The sequence below is a fragment of the Kutzneria sp. CA-103260 genome, assembly GCF_018263855.1.
In the GTDB taxonomy this organism is placed as follows: domain Bacteria; phylum Actinomycetota; class Actinomycetes; order Mycobacteriales; family Pseudonocardiaceae; genus Kutzneria.
The window spans coordinates 4153513-4174127 of the sequence record NZ_CP073318.1 but is presented as its reverse complement, the minus strand read 5'-3'; the positions used below and the strand labels follow the sequence as shown (position 1 = coordinate 4174127).

General features: G+C 69.7%; 16 protein-coding genes. 10 read left to right on the top strand and 6 right to left on the bottom strand.

All coding sequences use genetic code 11. The features are described 5' to 3' along the window. Nucleotides 1-15: 15 nt before the first annotated feature. Nucleotides 16-426: a nuclear transport factor 2 family protein gene (locus JJ691_RS17760; protein ID WP_211769862.1), complete on the bottom strand. Its 411-nt coding sequence runs from the start codon at nt 424-426 to the stop codon at nt 16-18. A 44-nt stretch (nt 427-470) separates the two neighbouring features. On the opposite strand from JJ691_RS17760, the gene JJ691_RS17755 reads away from it, so the two are divergent. From JJ691_RS17755 to JJ691_RS17745, 3 genes are all read left to right on the top strand, one after another. Next, on the top strand, nt 471-1412 hold the full coding sequence (locus tag JJ691_RS17755) for a helix-turn-helix transcriptional regulator (RefSeq protein WP_211769861.1): 942 nt from the start codon (nt 471-473) through the stop codon (nt 1410-1412). Nucleotides 1413-1500: 88 nt separating this feature from the next. Then, a complete protein-coding gene (locus JJ691_RS17750; RefSeq protein WP_211769860.1) occupies nt 1501-3501 on the top strand; it encodes a phosphocholine-specific phospholipase C in 2001 nt (666 codons plus the stop codon). 8 nt (nt 3502-3509) lie between these two features. Then, nucleotides 3510-4193 (top strand): GNAT family N-acetyltransferase, encoded by a 684-nt coding sequence (locus JJ691_RS17745; RefSeq protein ID WP_211769859.1) that lies wholly within the window; start codon nt 3510-3512, stop codon nt 4191-4193. Here JJ691_RS17745 and JJ691_RS17740 read toward each other — a convergent pair. From JJ691_RS17740 to JJ691_RS17730, 3 genes are all read right to left on the bottom strand, one after another. Beyond that, nucleotides 4123-4995, bottom strand: a complete 873-nt coding sequence (locus tag JJ691_RS17740; RefSeq protein ID WP_211769858.1) for a helix-turn-helix domain-containing protein — start codon at nt 4993-4995, stop codon at nt 4123-4125. The two genes, JJ691_RS17745 and JJ691_RS17740, sit on opposite strands and share 71 nt — an antisense overlap. 313 nt (nt 4996-5308) lie before the next feature. After that, nucleotides 5309-6409 (bottom strand): HNH endonuclease signature motif containing protein, encoded by a 1101-nt coding sequence (locus tag JJ691_RS17735; protein WP_211769857.1) that lies wholly within the window; start codon nt 6407-6409, stop codon nt 5309-5311. 488 nt (nt 6410-6897) lie between these two features. After that, the gene (locus tag JJ691_RS17730) at nt 6898-7449 is read right to left on the bottom strand and encodes a hypothetical protein (protein WP_211769856.1); all 552 of its coding nucleotides are present in this window, start codon (nt 7447-7449) and stop codon (nt 6898-6900) included. 119 nt (nt 7450-7568) lie between these two features. Here JJ691_RS17730 and JJ691_RS17725 point away from each other — a divergent pair, with 119 nt between their 5' ends. Together JJ691_RS17725 and JJ691_RS17720 are read left to right on the top strand one after the other, a co-directional pair. After that, entirely contained in the window at nt 7569-8222 is a 654-nt protein-coding gene (locus JJ691_RS17725; RefSeq protein WP_211769855.1) for a response regulator transcription factor, read from the top strand. Continuing rightward, a complete protein-coding gene (locus JJ691_RS17720; RefSeq protein WP_211769854.1) occupies nt 8219-9382 on the top strand; it encodes a sensor histidine kinase in 1164 nt (387 codons plus the stop codon). Before JJ691_RS17725 ends, JJ691_RS17720 begins: the two co-directional genes overlap by 4 nt. Here JJ691_RS17720 and JJ691_RS17715 read toward each other — a convergent pair. After that, nucleotides 9310-13476, bottom strand: a complete 4167-nt coding sequence (locus tag JJ691_RS17715; protein WP_211769853.1) for an nSTAND1 domain-containing NTPase — start codon at nt 13474-13476, stop codon at nt 9310-9312. The genes JJ691_RS17720 and JJ691_RS17715 overlap by 73 nt on opposite strands. A 55-nt stretch (nt 13477-13531) precedes the next feature. Continuing rightward, nucleotides 13532-14131 carry a TetR/AcrR family transcriptional regulator gene (locus tag JJ691_RS17710; RefSeq protein WP_211769852.1) on the bottom strand — a complete coding sequence of 200 codons (600 nt, stop codon included), beginning with the start codon at nt 14129-14131 and terminating at the stop codon, nt 13532-13534. Nucleotides 14132-14255: 124 nt separating this feature from the next. Between JJ691_RS17710 and JJ691_RS17705 the strand changes: the two genes are divergently transcribed. The 5 genes from JJ691_RS17705 to JJ691_RS17685 are packed head-to-tail and all read left to right on the top strand — an operon-like array spanning nt 14256 to nt 20491. Then, entirely contained in the window at nt 14256-15053 is a 798-nt protein-coding gene (locus tag JJ691_RS17705; protein WP_211769851.1) for an SDR family oxidoreductase, read from the top strand. Beyond that, nucleotides 15050-17083 (top strand): acetate--CoA ligase family protein, encoded by a 2034-nt coding sequence (locus JJ691_RS17700; protein WP_211769850.1) that lies wholly within the window; start codon nt 15050-15052, stop codon nt 17081-17083. The genes JJ691_RS17705 and JJ691_RS17700 overlap by 4 nt, the downstream gene beginning before the upstream one ends. Nucleotides 17084-17095: 12 nt before the next feature. Further along, complete coding sequence (locus tag JJ691_RS17695) at nt 17096-18262, top strand: acyl-CoA dehydrogenase family protein (protein WP_249228002.1); 1167 nt, start codon at nt 17096-17098, stop codon at nt 18260-18262. Between the two features lie 11 nt (nt 18263-18273). Next, complete coding sequence (locus tag JJ691_RS17690; RefSeq protein WP_211769849.1) at nt 18274-18981, top strand: enoyl-CoA hydratase/isomerase family protein; 708 nt, start codon at nt 18274-18276, stop codon at nt 18979-18981. 58 nt (nt 18982-19039) lie between these two features. After that, a complete protein-coding gene (locus tag JJ691_RS17685) occupies nt 19040-20491 on the top strand; it encodes a purine-cytosine permease family protein (protein ID WP_211769848.1) in 1452 nt (483 codons plus the stop codon). Nucleotides 20492-20615: the final 124 nt, after the last annotated feature.

Sequence of the window (20615 nt, the reverse complement as noted above, 5' to 3'; positions counted from 1 at the left end):
CTAGCGGCAACCCGGCTAGCTGCCCAGGGCCGTGACCACGGCGAGCGAGTCGAGGTAGTCGCGCCAATGGACGATCTTGCGGTCCTGGATGGTGATGATCGAGACGAAGCGGTTCTGGTACGGGGCGCCGGTGGCGACAAGCTTGCCGTGGCAGCGGTATTCGAGGACGACCACGCCCTGCTCGCGGTCGTGGTGGACGCGGAGGTCGTCGGCGCCGGTGAGGCGGATGGTGTCGCCGTAGGGGCGGTAGAGGTCCATGAGCGCGGCCCGGCTGTCGACCTGGCGGGGGTAGCCGGGGACGGTGACGACGTACTCGGTGACGGCGTCGTCGGCGAAGAAGTCGAAGAAGTGGTCGCCGTCGACGAGGCCGTCGAGGCCACGGCGGATGACGTCGAAGAACGGGTCCAGTGCGGTGTAGTCGTCCATGACGTCGACGGTAGGTGGTGACCAGGTCAGATACTGTCCTGGTCATGGCTAGCCCGTCGGGCCGGTTGCTCCGGCTGCTGTCCGTGCTGTCGACCCGGCCGTCGTGGACGAACCGGGAGCTGGCGGAGCGACTGGAGGTCACGGAGCGCACGGTGCGGCGGGACGTGGCCCGGCTGCGGGATCTGGGGTACGGCATCGAGTCGGACGCCGGACCGTGGGGTGGATATCGCCTGGCCGCGGGCAGTGCGATGCCGCCGTTGAATCTGGACGACGACGAGGCGCTGGCGGTGGCGGTCGCGTTGCGGGAGGCGGCGCTGCGGGCCGTGTTGGGCAGTGATCAGGCGGCGTTGTCGGCGTTGTTCAAGCTGCAACGGCTGCTGCCGCGGCGGGTGGCGGATCGGCTGAGCCAGTTCGCCGGGGCCTTCGTGTACACGCCGCAGGGAACGCCGGACCCGGTGTCGGCGACGGTGCTGCTGGAGCTGGCCAGCGCCTGCCGCCACCAGCAACGGCTCCGGCTGGCCTACCGTGACCGAGACGGCCGGCACACCACCCGCGAAGTCGACCCTTTTCGCTTGGTGCGCACGGCAAATCGCTGGTACCTGGTCGCGCTGCACGTCGACCGCGGGGAGTGGCGCACCTTCCGGGCCGACCGCGTGGTTGAGGCCCATCGCACCGGCGCCGCGGCCCGCATCGCCGATCCGCCGGACGCTGCGCGGCTGGTCGCCGACATGCTCACCAGCCACTATCCGGTCTACGCCACCGTGGTGCTGCCCGTGCCGCTGGCCGAGGCCCAGTGGCTGATCCCGCCCGGTTCCGGCGTGCACGAGCCGGATGGTGACAACACGAGGGTCAGCCTCGGCGGCGTGGATCTCGACGACCTGGCCGACCGGTTGCTGCGGCTGGCTACGCCGTTGACAGTGCTGGCCCCCGACGACCTGCGCGAGACGTTGCGGCGAAGGGTGCTGGCCCAGCTGGACGCACTTTGAGGATGTTCACCTGACGTTCCCTGGACACGGACCGTGACCAGCGGTCGACTGAGCCGGACCGGACGGGCGCTCGGAGGAACGAGGAACGATGGGCGAGATCAGTCGGCGGACATTCCTGGCCACCACGGGGGCCGCCGCCCTCACCGGCATGGCGTCGGGGCGGGCGGCCGCGGCGACCGGCACCATCGCCGACGTCAAGCACATCGTGGTGCTGATGCAGGAGAACCGGAGTTTCGACCACTACTTCGGCACGCTCAAGGGGGTTCGGGGCTTCGCCGACCGGGCCACGATCCAGCTCGCCGGCGGCAACTCGGTGTTCAACCAGCCCAACGGCGGCGGCCGCCAGTACCCGTTCGCCTTACGCGGCACGGCCAGCAACGCCGAGACGCTGGCCCAGTGCCAGGGCGACATCGCGCACTCGTGGTCGGACCAGCACGCCGCCTGGAACCTGGGCAAGATGGACAGCTGGATGTCGGCCAAGAACAAGATCGGCTGCCTGGGCTACCTGGACCGCGCCGACCTGCCGTTCCACTACGCCCTGGCCGACGCCTACACGATCTGCGACGCCTACCACTGCTCCGGTCTGACCGCGACCGGCCCGAACCGGACGTTCCTGTTCAGCGGCATGATCGACGCCGCCGGCCAGTTCGGCTCGCCGGCCAACGACGGCGGCGACGAGTCGGGGCTGACCTGGCAGACCTACGCCGAGGTGCTGCAGAACGCCGGCATCAGCTGGCGGGTGTACCAGAACGCCAAGGACAACTACGGCGACAACGCCCTGGCCTACTTCAAGCAGTTCACCAGCGCGCCGGCCGGTTCGCCGCTGCACGACCGGGGCATGGGCAGCGTGCCGGCGAAGACCGGTAGCACCCCGGACGACATTCTGGCCGCCATCAAGGCGGACGTGCTGGCCGGCACGCTGCCGCAGGTGTCGTGGGTGGTGACCGACCAGATCACCTCCGAGCACCCGATCGGCCCGCCGGTCAACGGGGAGCGCTTCGTCAGCGGCCTGCTCCAGGCCCTGGCCGCCGATCCGTCCACTCTGGACAGCACCGTGCTCTTCCTGAACTACGACGAGAACGACGGCTTCTTCGACCACGTGCCGCCGCCCTCGCCGGCCGCCGGCACCACTGGCGAGTTCGTCAACGGCACCCCGGTCGGCCTCGGCTTCCGGGTGCCGATGCTGGTGATCTCGCCGTGGAGCCGCGGCGGCTGGGTGAACTCGGAGGTGTCCGACCACACCTCGGTGATCCGTTTCATCGAGACCTGGTCCACCGCCATCGGCACACCGGCCATCTGCCAGTACATCAGCGCCTGGCGACGGTCCGTGTGCGGCGACCTGACCTCGGCCTTCGACTTCGCCAACCCCGTGCACGGCCTGCCGTCGCTGCCCACTCCCGGCTCGGTCATCACGGCCGCGACCTGCGCGTTGCTGCCCAACCCGTCGCCGAAGACCAATGCCCTGCCGCCACAGGAGTCCGGCGCCAAGCCCGCTCGGGCGCTGCCGTACCAGGCCAACGCCTCCATCTCATCGTGGTACTACTCCGGCAGCACCGTGCAGCTCAACATCACCATGGCCAACGACGGCGCCAAGGCCGCGCACTTCTCCGCGTACGCCAACAACTTCCGCAGCGGCGGCCCGTGGCAGTACACCGTGCCGGCCAACGGCTCGACCACCGACTTCTTCAACTGCGGCAGCGGTTTCGGCAACGGCCAGTACGACTTCACCGTCGTCGGCCCCAACCGCTTCCTGCGCCGCGTCCAGGGCAACGCCAACGGCGCCAGCAAGAACGTCGAGGCCCGCTCCCGGATCGCCACCACCGCCAGCACCGGCAAGCTCGCCCTCTGGCTGGATCTCGTGAACGGCTCTGGTGCCACCGTCACCTACACCGTGACGTCCACCAACTACCGCACCGACGGCCCTTGGACCTATCAGGTCCCGGCCGGCCAGACCGTGAGCGACTACTTCAACGCCGTCGCCTACAACAACGGCTGGTACGACTTCACCGTCACCGTGTCCGCCGATTCCACCTGGTCGCGGCGTTTCGCTGGTCACATTGAGACCGGAGCCGCCAGCGTCACGGGATGATCGTATGTATGACTGACTCGCTCGTGGCGCTCGACAACCCCGTTCTGACGTCGTTGACGGGGCCGCACGCCCGCTTCGCTGAGCGGCACGGCCAGGCAGTGCGGTACCTGGCCGACGTGGCCCCGTTTGTCGCGCTGGCCGACGAGCCCGACGCCGGCGCGTGGCGTGACCTGGCCGAACTCGCCGGTTCCGGCACCCAGGTCACCGTCACCGCCGGCACCGTCATGCAGCCCGCCGACTGGCCGGTCGAGTTCGAGATCCCCGGCGTTCAGCTGGTCGACAACGGCATCGCCGCTGCCCCGTTCGACGAGGCCGTGCTGCTCGGTCCGGCCGATGTGCCCGAGATGATCGACCTGGTCGAGCGCACCCGCCCCGGCCCTTTCCTCACCCGCACCATTGAGCTCGGCACCTATCTCGGCGTCCGCCGTGAGGGCGCCTTGGTCGCCATGGCCGGGGAGCGGATGCGCCCTCCCGGCTGGACCGAGATCAGCGCCGTCTGCACCGACCCCGCTTTCCAGGGCCAGGGCCTCGCCACCCGCCTGGTGCTGGCCGTCGCCGCCGGGATCCGGGCCCGGGGCGAGGTTCCTTTTCTGCACACCGCCGCCGAGAACACCGGCGCGATCAGGTTGTACGAGTCCTTGGGCTTTGTGGTGCACCGGAAGCCGGTGTTCCTGGTGACGCGGGTGCCGTAGCCATCGCCAGCAGCGCCAGCTTGTCGGCGTTGTCGGTGCCCGGCTCCGCGTGGCAGACCACCAGCAGTTGGCCGTTCGTGCCCGTGATCGCCAGCTTCTCCCGGTAGATCGTGAGCTGTCCGACCTGCGGGTGGTTCAACGTCTGCGTGCTCCCTTGCCATCGCACCACGTCGTGTCGGGCCCACACCGTCCGAAAGCTCTCACTCGCCAGCGACAGTTCCCCGACCAGCTCGATGAACCTCGGGTCGTCGATGTCCGTCCCCACCGACGCCCTGAATCCCGCCACCAGTCCTGCCCCCGCCCGCTGCCAGTCCCCATAGAGCGCTTGCTCCGCCGGGTCGAGAAAGATGTCCCTCAGCCGGTTGCCGCCCACCGCCAGCCTCGGCGACAACGCCACCGCCAGCGCGTTGGACGCCAGCACGTCAAAACAGCGACTCTCCACAAACGCCGGCAACGGCAGCGTCCCCAGCAACGTCCGAATGCTCTCCGGCACCGTCTCTTTTCTCGCCCGCCGCTTCTTCTTCGGCCGTCCCACAAGGCTCAGCAGGTATTCGGTGCCCGTCGCATCCAGCTGCAACACCCTCGCCAACGCCTCCAACACCTGCGCCGACGGATTCCGATCCCGCCCCTGCTCCAGCCTCAGGTAGTAGTCCGCGCTGATCCCCGCCAGCATCGCCACTTCCTCGCGCCTGAGCCCCGGCGTCCTCCTCAGCCCCACCTGCCTCAGCCCCACCGCCTCCGGCGTGACCTGCTCGCGCCGGGCCCGCAGGTAGCCACCCAGTGAGTTCTCGTCCTCCGTCACCCTTCGCAGCCTAGGAACCTTCGCCTCCCGGTGACTGGCCCTCTCACCCCCAGGAACCCGAGCCACCGCCAAGCGAGTGCAAAACCAACTAACGCGCCACCACCGCCCCCACGACGCACCCGCCGGCGAACCACCCAACGTCCCCACCTGACGCACGCACCTACGGACCCCAGCCACGGTGTCGGGTGGCAAGGCCGCGACGGCACCCCGGAATCGTCAGCGCAGGAGTCGGCCGTCGTGGCCGCGGCAGCGGATCACCAGCACAGGAGTCGGTGATGTTCCAAGCCGGTAGGGCGGGGCCGCCGAGACGATCTCAGAACGGCGGTTCTTCCACCGGTTCCGGCCTGGTGGTGTACGTCTGCCCCCACCGCGTCTCGACGGTAGCCGTCCCATCCTCCGCGATGCTGACCTTCGCCTTGGTCGCGTGCTTGTACCGGTGATGCCTGCGATCCAACGGCCCCAGATTGGTCCCAGTGCTCTTGCCCTCCGGCCACGCCACCGCGTGATCGACATCGCACGACCTCGACGGATGCGAGCAACACGGCATCACACACGTCCTGTTCCGCGTCCGAATGAACCGATCCACCTCCGCCTTCGGCCGGTAGATCCCCGGGCTGTACTCCAACAAGTTCCCCGCCGGATCCGTCAGCAACCGGTGAAACACCGTGCCCGGATGGGCCATCAGGTCCCGCACCACCTCCGCCGGGATCACCTGCCCGGCATCCAGCTGCCCCGGCCGATCATCCACGCCGAGTAGCGCGGTGATCGGCACGGTGACCTGGATCAGCGCCTTCGACCCGGCGCTTTTCGGCTCCTCCAACACCAACGCGGCCACCACATCCGCCCGCACCGCGTCCATCGACCGCCCGTTCTTGGGCTCCTGTCGCGCCAACCGGTCGACCTTGGCGTACATGGCCTGCGCGATCTCCACCGGCTGCTCGCACTTGAGGGCGGCCATGCCGTCGTCTTCGTCGTAGAGCACGACTTTCCGGTCCCGCCGCCGCTCGGCGCACCGCTGAGCATGCGCGGCCGGGTCCGCCCGCTGCAACCGACTCCGCATCGACCGTCGCAGCTGTTGGCAACACCGGCCCTCGGCGGTTTCCAAGGTCTTCGTGACGGCTTTCTGCGCGAGCTCGGGCTTGTAGTTCTCGGTCGGATCAACCAACGCGTGCGCCGACCACTCGCTGATCATCCCGGCGTCCATGGCGTCCAGCACGTCAGGAAACAGTGTGGCGACATGGGTAGCCCAGTCCACAAGAGACGAAGCGTTGCTGGGCGACAACTGCAGGGCCATGCCGATGTCATTGACGGCCCAGTCGTCGACGTTCAACTCGGCGATCAACCGCAGCCGCTCGGCCTGAGTCTTGCGAAGGGCTCGCTCGCATTCGATCAAGCGAGCGACTTTCTCTTCCATACCAGCGATTCTACTCGCCCCAAAAGATCGACTTCATCACTCGAACGGGTGGAAAGCGTTGGTGGAAAAGGAAAAGAGGGAGTGTGTGGGAGGTGGCGGGGTAGAGGTGGGGCGCTTGGAAGGCTTTGTGGACAAGGAACAGGATGGGGTGTGTGGGAGGTTGTGGAGTGGAGGAAGGCATTGGGGTCAAAGGAAAGGAGCCGGATGTGTGGGGAGTTGGTAGGGCGAGGGGTGGGGTGTGTGGGAGGTAGTGGCGTGAGGGTGCGGGGGTGCCTGGGAGGCTCCGAGGCAAGGGAAAGGGGTCGGATATGTGGGAGGTGGTGGGTGAGGGAAAGGAGGGGACTGGGAGGCGGTGGAGGTGAGGGACAGGGGATGTGGGAGGCGGTGCGTATGAGCGCAAGGGCGGAGGTGTTGCGGGAGAGAGGGTGGGACGTGGAGCGCCAGGCCGGGCAAACCCCCGGCAGCTCGGCTGCCGGGGGTCTGGACCGCTACTTGGTGGTCGGCACGCTGTGGATCTCGCACTTGGCCGGGTCGCCCGGGACCGGCTGGGCGGGGGTGGCGCCAGGAGCGTCGGGCTTGGTGATGATGCAGATCGTGCACTCCTTGCCCTTGCCGGGCTGCGTGGCCACCGTTCCCGCCCCCTGGCCGGAACCGGTGGTGGGGTGCCAGGGCGGCAGCGGGCAGACGGGGCACTCACCGGGCTTGCCGGGCCTGCCGGCGGTGACGGTCCCCTGGCCGCCGGCGCTGGTGGTGGTGCCCTGCTCGGTGCCGGCGATGGTGCCGCCAGCGGTGCCGGTAGTGCCGCCGCCGGTGGTGCCGCCGCCGGGGGCCGTGATGATGCAGATGACGCACTTGCCGGGCTTGCCGTGGTCGGGCTGCGCGCCGGCGCCGGCCGGGTCGGCGGGAGTGATGATCACGCACCCGGGCGGGGTTGGCGTCGATGCGGCGGCGAATGCCGGCGTGGCGACCAGGGCCATGGCGACCACGGCGGCGGCGGGCAGCCCGGCCAAGCGGGTCCAGCGGCCAAGCGTCGACCTCATCCCGAGTCCTCCTTCAGGTTGGTGAACGGGTCGGGAGAAAGCGAAGCAGGAGGGCGGTTACGCCCCGGGAACAAGCGCTGTTACCGCGGCACCACAACGGCCGGGCCAGACTGGGGCGCATGCGCGTGCTGGTGGTGGACGACCACGAGGAACTGGCCGAGACGGTGGCGGCCGGTCTGCGCCGGGAGGGCATGGCGGTGGACGTGGTGTTCGACGGGGCGCAGGCGTTGCTGCGGACCTGGGACAACGGCTACGACGTGGTGGTGCTGGACCGGGATCTGCCGGTGGTGCACGGCGACGACGTCTGCCGGCGGATGATCGAACAGGGCACGCACAGCCGGGTGCTGATGCTGACGGCGGCGGGCACGATCGAGAACCGGGTGCAGGGCCTGAGCATGGGCGCGGACGACTACCTGCCCAAGCCGTTTGCCTTCGCCGAGCTGGTGGCCCGGATCCGGGCGCTGGCCCGGCGCGCACAGCCGCCGGTGCCGCCGGTGCTCACCCACGGCGACCTGCACCTGGACCCGGCGCTGCGGACCGTCACCCGCGCCGGGCGGCGGCTGTTGTTGTCCCCCAAGGAGTTCACAGTGCTGGAACTGCTGTTGTCGGCCCGCGGCGCGGTGGTGTCGCCGGAGCGGCTGCTGGAACGCGGCTGGGACGAGGCGACGGACCCGTTCACGCAGACGGTGAAAGTGACGGTGAGTCGGCTGCGGCAGAAGCTGGGCGACCCGCCGGTGATCGAGACCGTGCCACGCGGCGGGTACCGGATATGAGCCTGGCCGAGCGGTGGCGACTGGGGCGGCGCAGCGTCCGCGTCCGGCTGACGGCGCTCTACAGCGGACTGTTCATCGCCACCGGGGCGGTGCTGCTGGCGATCACCTACGTGCTCACCAGCTCGACGGCCGGGGTCACGGTGATGATCGCGACGCCGCCGCCGGACGGGGTGCCGGTCTCCAGCCTCATGACCCAGCAGCGGGACGACGTGCTCAGTGGGCTGCTGGTCGAGTCGGCGGTGGCGCTGGGCATCATGGCGGTGGTGTCGCTGCTGCTGGGCTGGGTGGTGGCCGGTCGTGTGCTCCGTCCACTGAGGACGATGAGCCACCGCGTCCGGCACCTGTCCGAGGACAACCTGCACGAGCGGCTGGCCGTCGCCGGCCCGCCGGACGAACTGAAAGACCTGGCCGACACCTTCGACGGACTGCTGGCCCGACTGGAGACGGCGTTCGAGGCGCAGCGCCTGTTCGTCGCCAACGCCTCCCATGAGCTGCGCACGCCACTGACGTTGGAGCGCACGCTGATCGAGGTCTCGCTCGCCGACCCGGACCCGACCGTGGAGTCGTTGCAGGACACGCATCGCCGGCTGCTGGCCAACAACCAGCATCAGGAACGCCTGATCGAGGCGCTGCTGATGCTGGCCCGCAGCCAGCGTGGCATCGGGGCGCGTAGGCCGGTCGACCTGGCGGTGCTGGCGAAGGAGGCCACCGCGACCAAGGGCGAGCTGAGAGTGGACACGACTCTCGCGCCCGCCACGGTCGCCGGTGATCCGCATCTGCTGGAACGGCTGGTGGTCAACCTGGTCGACAATGCCGTGCGGCACAACGTGCCCGGCGGCTGGGTGGACGTCCACACCGGCACGCCCGGCGGCTGGCCGACGCTGTGCGTGATCAACAGCGGCCCGGTGATCCGGCCGGATCAGGTCGCTGAGCTCGTGCAGCCGTTCCGCCGGCTCGACGGTCAACGTCGACGACGGGAGGGACACGGGCTGGGACTGTCCATTGTGGCCGCGATCACCGCGGCGCACGGCGGCCGGATGACCGCCTGCCCGGTGCCCGGCGGAGGGCTCAGGGTCGACGTGACGCTTCAGCCGCAGGGCGGGCCGTCGTCCCGATTGGCCTGGTCCTGTGCCAATACCTCGCGCTCGTCGTCGGTGTAGGCGCGGTTGCTCATCTGGCACAGGTGGGTGAACCACAGATCCGGGTCGAGCTTGACCGAGCGGCCGGCGTAGGTCAGGAGATCGCCGTTCAGTGTCCAGGAGTTGGTGCTGTCAGGGGCGGTCAGGGTGGCCAGCTGCTTGCCGGTGTTGACGTCCCAGATCTGGGCCACCGCGGAGGAGCCGGTGGAGCCGCCGATGGTGATCAGGTTGCCACGAGGGGTAAAGCCGAGCAGGCCGTCGATCAGGCCGGTGGGGATGGCACGGCCGATCTGGGCCCCGGTGTTGACGGTCCAGAGGGTGGCGGCGCCGGCGGTGGACTGGACGGCGAGCCTGTCGCCGGTGGTGTCGAACAGGACGGCGCCTTGTTTCTGCGCGGTGCCAGAGGTGTTGATGGTCGCCACGCTTCGGCCCTGGGCGACGTCCCACACTTCGACGTGCCCGCTGGGTTCGACGACGGCGACGTCCTCGGGGTGATGGGCTCGGGGCACGGCGAAGGCGAGCAGGGCGGAGCGGCGTTCGCCGGCCGGATCCTGGCGCAGGCGAACGGGATTGCCGATGCGCTGGCCGCTGCCGAGGTCCCAGCGGGTGAGCATGCCGGCGTGCAGAACGACGGCCTGGTCGGGGGTCAGGGAAACCACGGATGTGGCCCAGTCGGAGAAGAAGCCGCTGTCGCTGGGCGGACCGCCGAGATCGGTGGGCACGGGCAGCGAGCTCCGGTGTTCGACTGTCAGCGACGGCACGGAGTAGCTGACGAGCGTGTCGCCTTCCGCCACCAGCAGCCGTTTCTGGTCGGGGGTGAAGGTGAACCAGCTGCCCTGGAAGTTGGGGGCCAGTGGCCGGGCAGCCCCGGTCGTGCTGGCGATGGCGGTGTTGGTCTTGACGTCGATGAGCTTGATCGTCCCGTCCTCGCCGAGGCCGGCGATCAGGTCGCCGTGCGGGCTCAGCGTGTGCGAGTCGTAGGACGGGGCCGCCGGGTTGTCGGCCGAGGTGAGGGTGACCGGCGTGGTCGCGTGGACCCGGTACAGCAGGGTCTTGTTGGCGATCAGCGCGGTCGGCGCGCCGTCAGGACCGGCGTACACGGTGACATTGTTCAGCGGCCCGAGGTTGTTGTTGAGCTCGACGATGAGCGGGATGGTGAGCCGATAGGTCTTGCCCGTGCGCAGATCGGCGATGGTCAGCTGGGCGTTGGAGTCGCCGGTGAGCGCGTCGCCCTGCGGGAACAGGGCGTAGTTGGTGCTGTTGTCCAAGGTGAGGGCGAAGCACTGGGCGACCTGGATCACCCGCTGCTCGGCCCCGGTGGCGAGGTCGAACACGTGCAGCCGGTCGTCCTCGTCGCAGCGCGCGTATGCGCGGCCGTTCTCGGCGATGGCGACCTGGGTGACGTCGGACGGGGGCGCGGTTGCGGTCTGCCGGCCGGTGCCGATGTCGTAGAGGGTGGTGGTTTTCCCACTGGTCACCGCCACCGTCGCGGCGTTGGGGCCGAAGGCGACGCGGTCCACGACGGTGTCCTGCGGGGGAATCGGGTTGGCCACCGGGACTTTGGCGTGGGTGTGGACGTCCCAGACGTCGATGGCGGGCGTGCCGCCGTTGTAGCCGGTCCGCCGCACCATCAGTCGGGACTCGCCGGGTGCGAAGGCCATGGTGTTGACGATCTGCGGCTCCGCGTTGCCGGCCGGACCGTCCGGCGCGAGCTCGACCGGCCCGCTGCGGTGCTCGACGTCCCACAGCACAACGCCGCCATTGTCGTTGGCGTACGCCAGGAAATGGCCGTCGCCACTGAGCTGGAACGTGCCGCCGATGCGGGCCGGTGTCGGCGGCTTCCATTGCTGCGGGTGATCGCCGTTGAGGCCCAGCCACACCGCGGGCAGGCCGTCGGTGCTGGTGATCACGGCGACCGAGCCGTCGTCGCTGGCGGTGACGGTGCCGATGGTCCCCGGCGACAGGTTCTCGTACAGCTTGTCCACCGGCTGCAGGCCGGCGTACTGGATGAACAGCGCGCCATACGCCTCGGCGGTGTCGTGGTAGTGCCAGGCGGCCTCGGCGAGCTGGAGCGAGGCGGTCGGGTCGATGTTGCGCAGCCGGTTGGCGTCGTTGGCCAGCTGGCGCGAGGCGGCGACGCGCAGTTCTTCTTGCACCGTAGCGGTTTGAATGGCGGCGACGCCGGCCAGTGTGCCGGCGATCAGCGCCAGCACGGAGATCACCGCCACGATCGTCCACAGTGTACGGATACGGCGGCGCTCACGGGCGTCGCTGGCCTGGATGTAGGCCCGATCCGCCTCGGCGATCTCGTCGGGCCGCTTGCGTAGCCAGTCGTCCGCGGTGGTCAGTGCCGCGCCCCGCAACAGAGCGCCGGGATCGTCGCGCCACCGGTGCACGCCCGAGCGTAATTCCTCTTGCCAGGAAAGGAAGTCGCGGTCCTCGGTGAGCCAGTCGCGCAGGGTCTGCCACTGCTGCACCAGCGCCTGGTGGGCCAGGTCGACGATCTCCGTGCCGTCCGCGGCCCGGCCCACGACGACCAGCCGGCTGGCGGCCAGCTTGGCCAGCGCCGGCCGCAGTGACTCGTCCACATCGGACAGCAGGACCGGCCGGCGGATGAAGTCCCCGTCCTCGGCCGGTCGGGCCAGCCCGACCAACAGCCGACGGGCTGCCGGCCGCTCGTCCTCAGGCATCGCACCGTAAACGCCGTCGGCGTAGCCGACCAGGGCACCGGCGACACCGCCGAGTTCGTCGTACGCCGCGTGGGTCAGCAGCCCTGCGCTCTGCTTGTCCCACAGTTCCCGCAGCGCGAACTCCACCAGCGGCAGCCGGCCCGGTGCGGTGCCGGCGTCGTCCAGAATCCGCTCAACCAAGCCAGAGTCGAAGGTGACCTCGCCGCCGGCGACCACGGCCGCGCGCAGTTCGTCCCGGCTCATCGGCGGCACGAACACCACGCCGTCCCGGACCGCGTCGGCGGTGTCCGCGGTGACCAGCGTGTCCAAGGAGCTCGACCGGAGGGTCACCACGGCCACCAACACCGGCGAGCCATCGGCCCGGCGCGGCCCGGCGGTGACCAGACCATGCAGCAGATCCAGCAGTTCACGGGCCTGGTCGGTCGGCAGCTCCTCCAGCTGGTCGGCGAAGATCAGCAGGCCGCCGTCGCCGGCTCGCTCGGCCAGCCGGGCGGCCACCAGCGGAAGATCCTCGGCCAGGACCTTGGCCGCTTCGATGCGCCGGATCTCGTCCAACTCGGGCTCCAGCACCGGAAGCACCGCCGTGGCCAGCAACACCGCCGGCGACACACCAGGAATCGGGCGGAACGCGGCGACGGCGGTGGTTCGGGCCCGCAGTCGGGGGATGAGCCCGGCGCGCACCAACGAGGACTTACCGCTGCCCGACGGCCCGGCCAGCACCACCAGCGGCCGGGTGGCGACCGCGTCGGCCAGCCGTGCCGTCACCGCCTCGCGGCCATGGAAGAGATCGGCGTCCTCCTCCTGAAATGGCTCCAGCCCCCGATAAGGGCAGCTCGCCGGGACAGCGATCCCTGAGTGCGCTTCGATCAGCGTGCCCGCCGGCAACAGATATGCCGTGGTGGCACCACGTTCCGCCGCTACGACCATGCCGACGACGCCGTGGGCCGAATCACTCCACGCGGGGGAGCCGCTGAACCCACGGGCGATCGCCTGGCGGCCGAGCTCGGATTCGATCTGGAGCCACCCGGTGGCCTGCCGGCCCCGCAGCTCGGCCTCGACCCACACGCCGTCGTCCTCGGCGAAGCCGATCAGCCGGACCTGTTCGCGCCAGCCGGCCCCCGCCCGGGTCAGCCGCGCCGGAACGGCGTCGGTCGGGGCCGGTTCACGCAGCCGCAGCACGGCGATGTCGCCCGTGCCGTCGGGCCGGATCGGTTGCCAGGCAACAACATCAGCCTGAACCGAAGGGTGGCCGTCGAGCAGCGGGAAGTCGAGGGCGACGGGATCGGTGGGCGGTTCGTCGCCGATGACGTGGGCACAGGTCAACACCAGGTCTGCGGTCACGAGGAAGCCCGCGCCGCCCACCTGTCCCGAGCGGCCATGCACACGCGTGACAGCCGCCGCCGGCAGCCGCTGATCACCGTCCATCGCGGCGAGGGTAGCGGTGTCGTCCAGTGATCAGTGGCGCTTTGGGCGAAGACCGTCAGATCGGCGCACTGACCACGAGTTCCCGGCGGGCGAAATCCACCAGCAGCTCACGCATCACCGTGACGCTGACCTCGGGCGATCCGGTGAGCACCTGGATGGCCAGGCCGTCGGTGAGCGCGGTCAGCCGCAGCGCGACCTGGTCGGCGTCGACGTCGCGGAACACGCCCTGCCGCAGCCCGCGGCGCACGATCCGCACCACGGTTTCCCGCCAGCGGGCGTAGAACTCGTTGTGCACGGGCCGCAATTCGGGGCGTATGGCCGATTCCGCCCAGTACTGCAGCCACACCGACCATTCGTCGCGGACCGGGCCGACCTTGGGCAGCTGCATGTCGATCAGCTTCAGCAGCCGCTCGTAGGCGTCGTCGATCTGCCGCAGCTCGTGGCTCTGCCGGGCGAAAGCCTGCTCCACACAGTGTTTCAGAGCCTCGGTCAGCACGTCGTGCTTGCCGGGGAAGTAGTAGTGCACGGTGCCGGTGCTGGTGCCGCAGACCTTGGCGATGTCGGCGATCCGCACGGCGTGGTAGCCGCGCTCGGCGATCAGCCGCCAGGTGGCGTCGAGGATGGCGGCGCGGCGGTCCTCCTCGGCACGGGTCATACCGACCAGCATAACTTGACGCACCAGTCAGAGGCACCCCTACCTCTTGACATGGCTCGTTTAATAAGACTGACTGACGCGTCAGTCAGATCCTCACAGTGCTGATCCTCGATGGGGAGGCGACGTGACCGGAGTGCTCCGGCCGGACGTGCATGCGGGCAAGGTGGCGGTGGTCAGCGGTGGCGGCACCGGCCTCGGCCGGGCGACCGCGCTGGACCTCGCCGCCGGCGGGGCCCGGCTGGTGATCTGCGGCCGGCGGCCCGAACCGCTCGAAGCCGTGCGCGAGGAGATCGTGCGGGCCGGCGGGCAGTGCCTGGTCAAGGTGGCCGACATCCGCGAGGACGTCACGCCGGTCGTCGACGCGGCGATCGAGGAGTACGGCCGGATCGACGTGCTGGTCAACAACGCCGGCGGCCAGTTCGCCGCCCCGGCCGAGGACATCAGCCCAGGCGGCTGGCGGGCGGTGCACCGGCTCGCGGTCGATGCCACCTGGTCGATGACCAGGGAAGTCGCCGTCCGGTCGATGATTCCCAACCGCTCGGGCGTGATCGTCTTCATGGCCTTCTCGCCCCGGCGCGGCATTCCGGGCATGGTGCACGCCAGCGCCGCCCGGGCCGCGCTGGAGAACCTGGCGTCCGGTCTCGCGCTCGAATGGAGCCGATACGGCATCCGGTCGCTCTGCGTCGCACCCGGCACGATCGCCACCGAGGCGCTGGACGAGAACTACACCGAGGCCGACCGCCAGAAGTGGGCCCAGGCCGTGCCGCTGGGCCGGCTGGGCACGCCGGAGGACGTCTCCGGCCTGATCTCGTTCCTCGTTTCCCCTGGCGGCGCCTACGTCACCGGCACCACGATCGTGGTCGACGGCGGCGCCGACGCCTGGGGCGCCGGATACCCCGCACCGGAGGTGGCGTCCCCGTGAGGAACCTGGACCCCCTGTTCACCCCGCGCTCGGTGGCGATTCTCGGCGCCAGCAACGACGAGACCAAGTACGGCAACTGGATCAGCGTGCAGGCGCTGCGCATGGGCGACCGCCGGCCGCTGTACCTGGTCAACCGCCGCGGCGAGCCGGTGCTCGGCCGGCCCACCTTCAAGCGGCTGGCCGATCTCCCGGAGCCGGTCGACCTGGTGGTGATCACCGTGCCGGCCAAGGGGTTCGACGAGGCGGTGGACGACGCGCTGGCCGCCGGGGCGACCGCGATCGTGGCCATCACCTCGGGCTTCGCCGAGCTCGGTGACGAGGGCCGGGCCACGCAGATGGCCGTGGCGGAGCGGATTCGCGCCGCCGGGGCGGTGCTGCTCGGACCCAACTGCCTCGGCGTGCTGGACACGACCAGCGACCTGTTCCTGGTCTCCAACCCGCTGCCGTGCGGGCCGGTCGGGCTGGTGTCGCAGAGCGGCAACATGGCGTTGGAGCTGAGCAAGTTCCTGGCCGACCGCGGCCTGGGCTTCTCCCGTTTCGCCTCCCTGGGCAACCAGGCCGATCTCGGTGCGGCCGACCTGATCCGGGCCTACGCACGCCACCCGGGAACCGAGGTGATCGCGGCCTACTGCGAGGACTTCCAGGACGGCCGGGCCTTCGTCGCCGCGGCCGGGGAGGCCGTGGCCGCGGGCAAACCCGTTGTGCTGCTCACGGTCGGCCGCAGCGCAGCCTCCAACCGTGCTGCGATGTCCCACACCGGCGCGCTGACCAGCGGCAACGACGTGATCGACGCCGCCTGTCGGGCCGCCGGTGTCGACCGGGTGCACAGCCCGCGGGAGATGGCCGACCTGGTCGCTGCCCTGCACCGGCACGGCTCCAAGCGGGCCCGCCGGGTGGCGGTGATCGCCGACGGCGGCGGGCACGCCTCCACGGCCAGCGACATCGCTGACGCGAACGGCTTGGCGGTCAACGAGTTCCGGCCTTCGCTCGTGGCCGCGCTGAAGGCTGAGCTGCCGCCGTCGGCCGGTGTGGCCAACCCGGTGGACCTGGCCGGGGCCGGCGAGCAGGACATCACCTCGTTCGGCCGGGTCATCGACCTCGTGCTGGCCGATCCCGACATCGACTCGGTGCTGGTCACCGGCTACTTCGGCGGGTACGGCGACTACGGCCCAGAGCTGGCCGCCCGTGAGATCGCCACCGCCACCGTGATGGCCGAGCACGTCCACCGGCACGGCAAACCGCTGGCCCTACACACGATGTGCGCCGACAGTGCGGCCGCCGACGAACTGCGCCGCAACGGCATCGGCGTGTTCCGAGTGGTCGACGATGCCGCCCGTACCCTCGGCATGCTGGCCGATCACGCCGACCACCGCCCGGCGGCTCGACAACTGCCACCGCCGGCCGAGCCCGTCACCGAGTCCGGCTACTGGGACGCGAGGGAACTGCTCAAGGCCGGCGGCATCGCCTTCCCCGCTGCCCGGCTCACCACCGACGTCCTGGCCGCGGCCGAGGAGATCGGTTACCCGGTCGTGCTGAAAGCCATGGGACTGCTGCACAAGTCCGATGCCGGCGGAGTCGCGATTGGACTGTCCACACAGGATGAATTGCGGGCCGCCCATGCGGACATGGTGCAACGGCTGAACGTCGCCGAGTACTGCGTGGAACAGATGGCCGGCGGGGGAGTGGAGCTCATCGTCGGTGTGCGCAGGGATTCCCGGTTCGGCGCGGTGCTGATGGTCGGGCTGGGCGGTGTCTTCGCCGAAATCCTCAAGGATGTCGCGTTCGCGCTGGCCCCGGTCACGCCGGAAGAGGCGGAAACCCTGTTGCGGGGTCTGAAGGCGGCCCCGCTGCTGCAAGGGGCTCGTGGCCGTCAACCGGTCGATCTGGCCGCCGCGGCCCAGGCGGTCGCGGCGATCAGCGAGGTCGGCGCGGCCCATCCGGAGATCGCCGAACTCGAAGTCAACCCACTGCTGGCGACGCCGGCCGGCTGCCTCGGCCTGGACGCCAGGATCGTGCTCGTCAAGAACTGAAGGAGAACCACCGTGGAGTTCGCGTACACCCCGAGGCTGGCCGAGCTCAAGCAGCGCGCCGCCGACCTCACCGCCAAGATCATGCAGTACGAGGACGCGTGCGAAGCCGACAACGGCCTGTCGCCGTCGGCGCTGGACGCGATCCGCCAGGACGTGCTGGCCAGCGGGCTGCAGGCGGTCAACATGCCGGAGGAGTGGGGCGGCGCGGGCCTGTCCGTGCTGGAGCAGGTGGTGGTCCAGGACGAGTTGGGCAAGCTCACCAACGCCTTGTGGGACACCGTGTGGCGGCCGGCCAACTGCCTGCGGGCCTGCACGCCGGAGCAGCGCGAACGCTACCTCGTGCCGGACATCCGGGGGCAGCGCCGGGACGCCGTGGCCATCACCGAACCGGGCGCCGGCTCCGACCCGGCCGGCATCGAGACCACCGCCACCCCGGACGGCGACGGTTACCGCATCAACGGCGAGAAGTGGTTCGTCACCGTCGGCGACGCCGCCGACTTCCTCATCGTGCTGGCCCTCGTGGGCGACGCCCCGACGTTGTTCCTGGTGGACAAGGACCTGCCGGGCGTGTCGGTCAAGCGCACGCCCCGCTACACCCACACCTTCGTCTACGAGCACCCGGAATTCCTGTTCGAGGATGTGAAAGTCGGGGCGGACGCGGTGCTCGGCGGCATCGGCAACGGCTATGAGCTGACCCGGGACTGGTTCACCGAGGAACGGCTGATGATCGGCGCTCGTACCATCGGCGCGGCCGAACGGGCCCTGACGCTGGCGGTCGAGTGGGCCTCGCAGCGGATCCAGGGCGGGCAGCCGCTGATCGAGCGGCAGCTGATCCAGGGCATGATCGCCGACTCGGTCGTGGACATCACCACCAACCGCGCGCTGACCCACCAGGTGGCGTGGGAGTTCGACCAGGGCGAGAACCGCAAGCTGTTGCACGCCAAGGCCGCCACCGTGAAGCTGGCCGCGTCCGAGGCGTCCAACCGGGTCGCCGACCGCGCGGTGCAGATCTTCGGCGGCCGCGGCTACATCCGGGACTACCCGGTGGAGCGGCTGTGGCGGGAGCTGCGGGTGGACCGGATCTGGGAGGGCACCTCGGAGATCCAGCGGCTGGTGATCGCCAACGAGGTGGCCAAGCGCGGGCTGTCCGGCCTGCTGTCCTTCCCGACTGCCCAATGAACAGTGGCACAGTGATCGGCGACGTCGAAGTCTCCCGGCACGGCGATGTGGCCGTGCTGACCCTGCGGCGCGAGGCCAAGCTCAACGCCCTGTCCACGCACATGGAGTCGCGGCTGCTCGACGCCGTGCGCTCGGTCAACGACAGCCGGGCAGTGGTGATCACCGGCGGCGACAGGGTGTTCTCGGCCGGGGCGGACACTTCAGAGCTGCGGGAGATGACCCCTGAGGCGATCGCCGAGTACTACCGGGGCAGCGGCGCGGTGTATGAGGCGGTGGCGGCGCTGCCGCAGCCCACGATCGCCGCCATCGCCGGCTACTGCTTGGGTGGCGGCTTCGAACTCGCGCTCGCCGCTGACCTGCGAGTAGCGGACGAGACGGCGGTGTTCGGGCTGCCGGAGGTGGGCATCGGCATCCTGCCCAGCTCCGGCGGAGTCACACGGCTGGTCCGCGCCGTCGGCCCGGCTCGCACTCGTGACCTGGTGCTGCGCTGCCGGCGGATGTCCGTGACAGAAGCACATTCCTGGGGCCTGGTCACCGAGACCACCCCGGCCGGCAGTCATCTGTCAACGGCGCTGGAGATCGCCGCGGAGCTGGCGACGCAGCCGCCATTGGCGGTATCAGTGGCAAAACAGGTGATCACCGCGGCGACCGACGCGTCCAGGGAAACCGCGCTGTTGCTCGAACAACTCGCGTACGCCACCCTCAACCGCATCGGTTGAGCCGGCGTCCGAAAACTGGGGGACGCACGCCTTCCGCAGCTCAACGAGGAGAACAGGCATGGCGGCCAATCCACCCACCGTGGTCCAGTCCCATCGGCCCCAGCGATCGCTGGGCATCGAGTCCCGGTCCATCGACTACGTGCCCATAGCCGAGCGACACGGCAAGGTGTGGCACCTGTTCCCGGTGTGGTTCGCCGGGGACGCCCACCTGGCCACCATCGCCACCGGCATCATCGGCGTCGCGATGGGCGGCAACCTGGTCTGGACCGCCATCGCGGTGGTGCTGGGCAACGCCTTCGGCACGTTCTTCATGGCCTTCCACTCCACCCAGGGCCCACAGCTGGGACTGCCGCAGATGGTGCAGTCCCGGCCGCAGTTCGGCTTCGTGGGCGCGTTACTGGTGTGGGTGGTCGCGCTGGTGACCTACATCGGCTACACCGGGTTCAACCAGATCCTGGTCGGCAGCACCATGCAGCACCTGGTGAACCTGCCGACCCCGGTCAGCTACCTCGGCTACGCGGTGATCGGCGTGGTGCTGGCCATCGTCGGCTACGACTTCATCCACAAGGCCTCGCGCTGGCTGACCTACCTGATGCTGGTGCTGCTGGTGGTGTTCACCGTCGGGCTGGCGGTCGTGCACCCGTTCAGCGCCGGGCAGTTCGACCTCGGTCAGTTCGCGCTGACCCCGTTCCTGGTGCAGTTCTTCACCGCCGCCGTGTACCAGCTGTCGTGGTCGATCTACGTCTCCGACTACTCCCGCTACCTGCCGCGCGACGTCGGCGTGCGGGCCTCGTTCTGGTGGACCTATCTCGGCGCGGGCGTCGGCGGGGCGTGGATGATGCTGGTCGGCACCGCCGCCGCGGGCCTGTTCCCCAAGGCCGACACCGTGGACGCCGTGCTGTCGGCCGGGAACGCGGTGTTCCCGGGATTCGGCCTGGCGCTGCTGATCGGCTCGGTGCTGCCGCTGATCACCATCGGCACGCTCAACTTCTACGGCGGCAGCCTGACCCTGCTGTCCTGTGTGGACTCGATCAAGCGGTTCCGCCCCACCACGATGAAACGGGTGTACGCGCTGGTGGTCATCGGGGTGCTGGCCACCACTATCGCCTTCGCCTCCAACAACACCTTCCAGGAGGACTTCGAGTACTTCCTGACCGTGCTCGGCTACCTGTTCACCCCGTGGACGGCGATCAACCTGGTCGACTTCTACGTGGTGCGGCGTGGCCACTACTCGATCCGCGAGATCTTCAACCCGCACGGCATCTACCGCCGCTGGAGCTGGCGCGGCCTGGTCGCCTACGGCGGCGGCTTCGCCGCCATGATGCCGTTCGCCGTGGTCGGCGAGTTGCAGGGGCCGGTGGCGCGAATGCTCGGCGGGGCCGACATTTCCATGCCGATCGGGCTGCTCGTGGCCGCCGGTCTGTACCTGGTGCTGTGCCGTTCGCTGGATCTGACCGCGGAACGGGAACGGGTGGCGATCGCCGACGCCGGCCTCGATCCGGACGCCTGAAATCCACATCGGACGGTCCCTCGATGGAGTGAAATCCGCCGATTCGCAACGCATTTCGAGTCCACATGCGTGCGAGTCGGCGTTTTTTCTGCTTACCGTGCTTGGCATTCGGTTCCGCACGGAA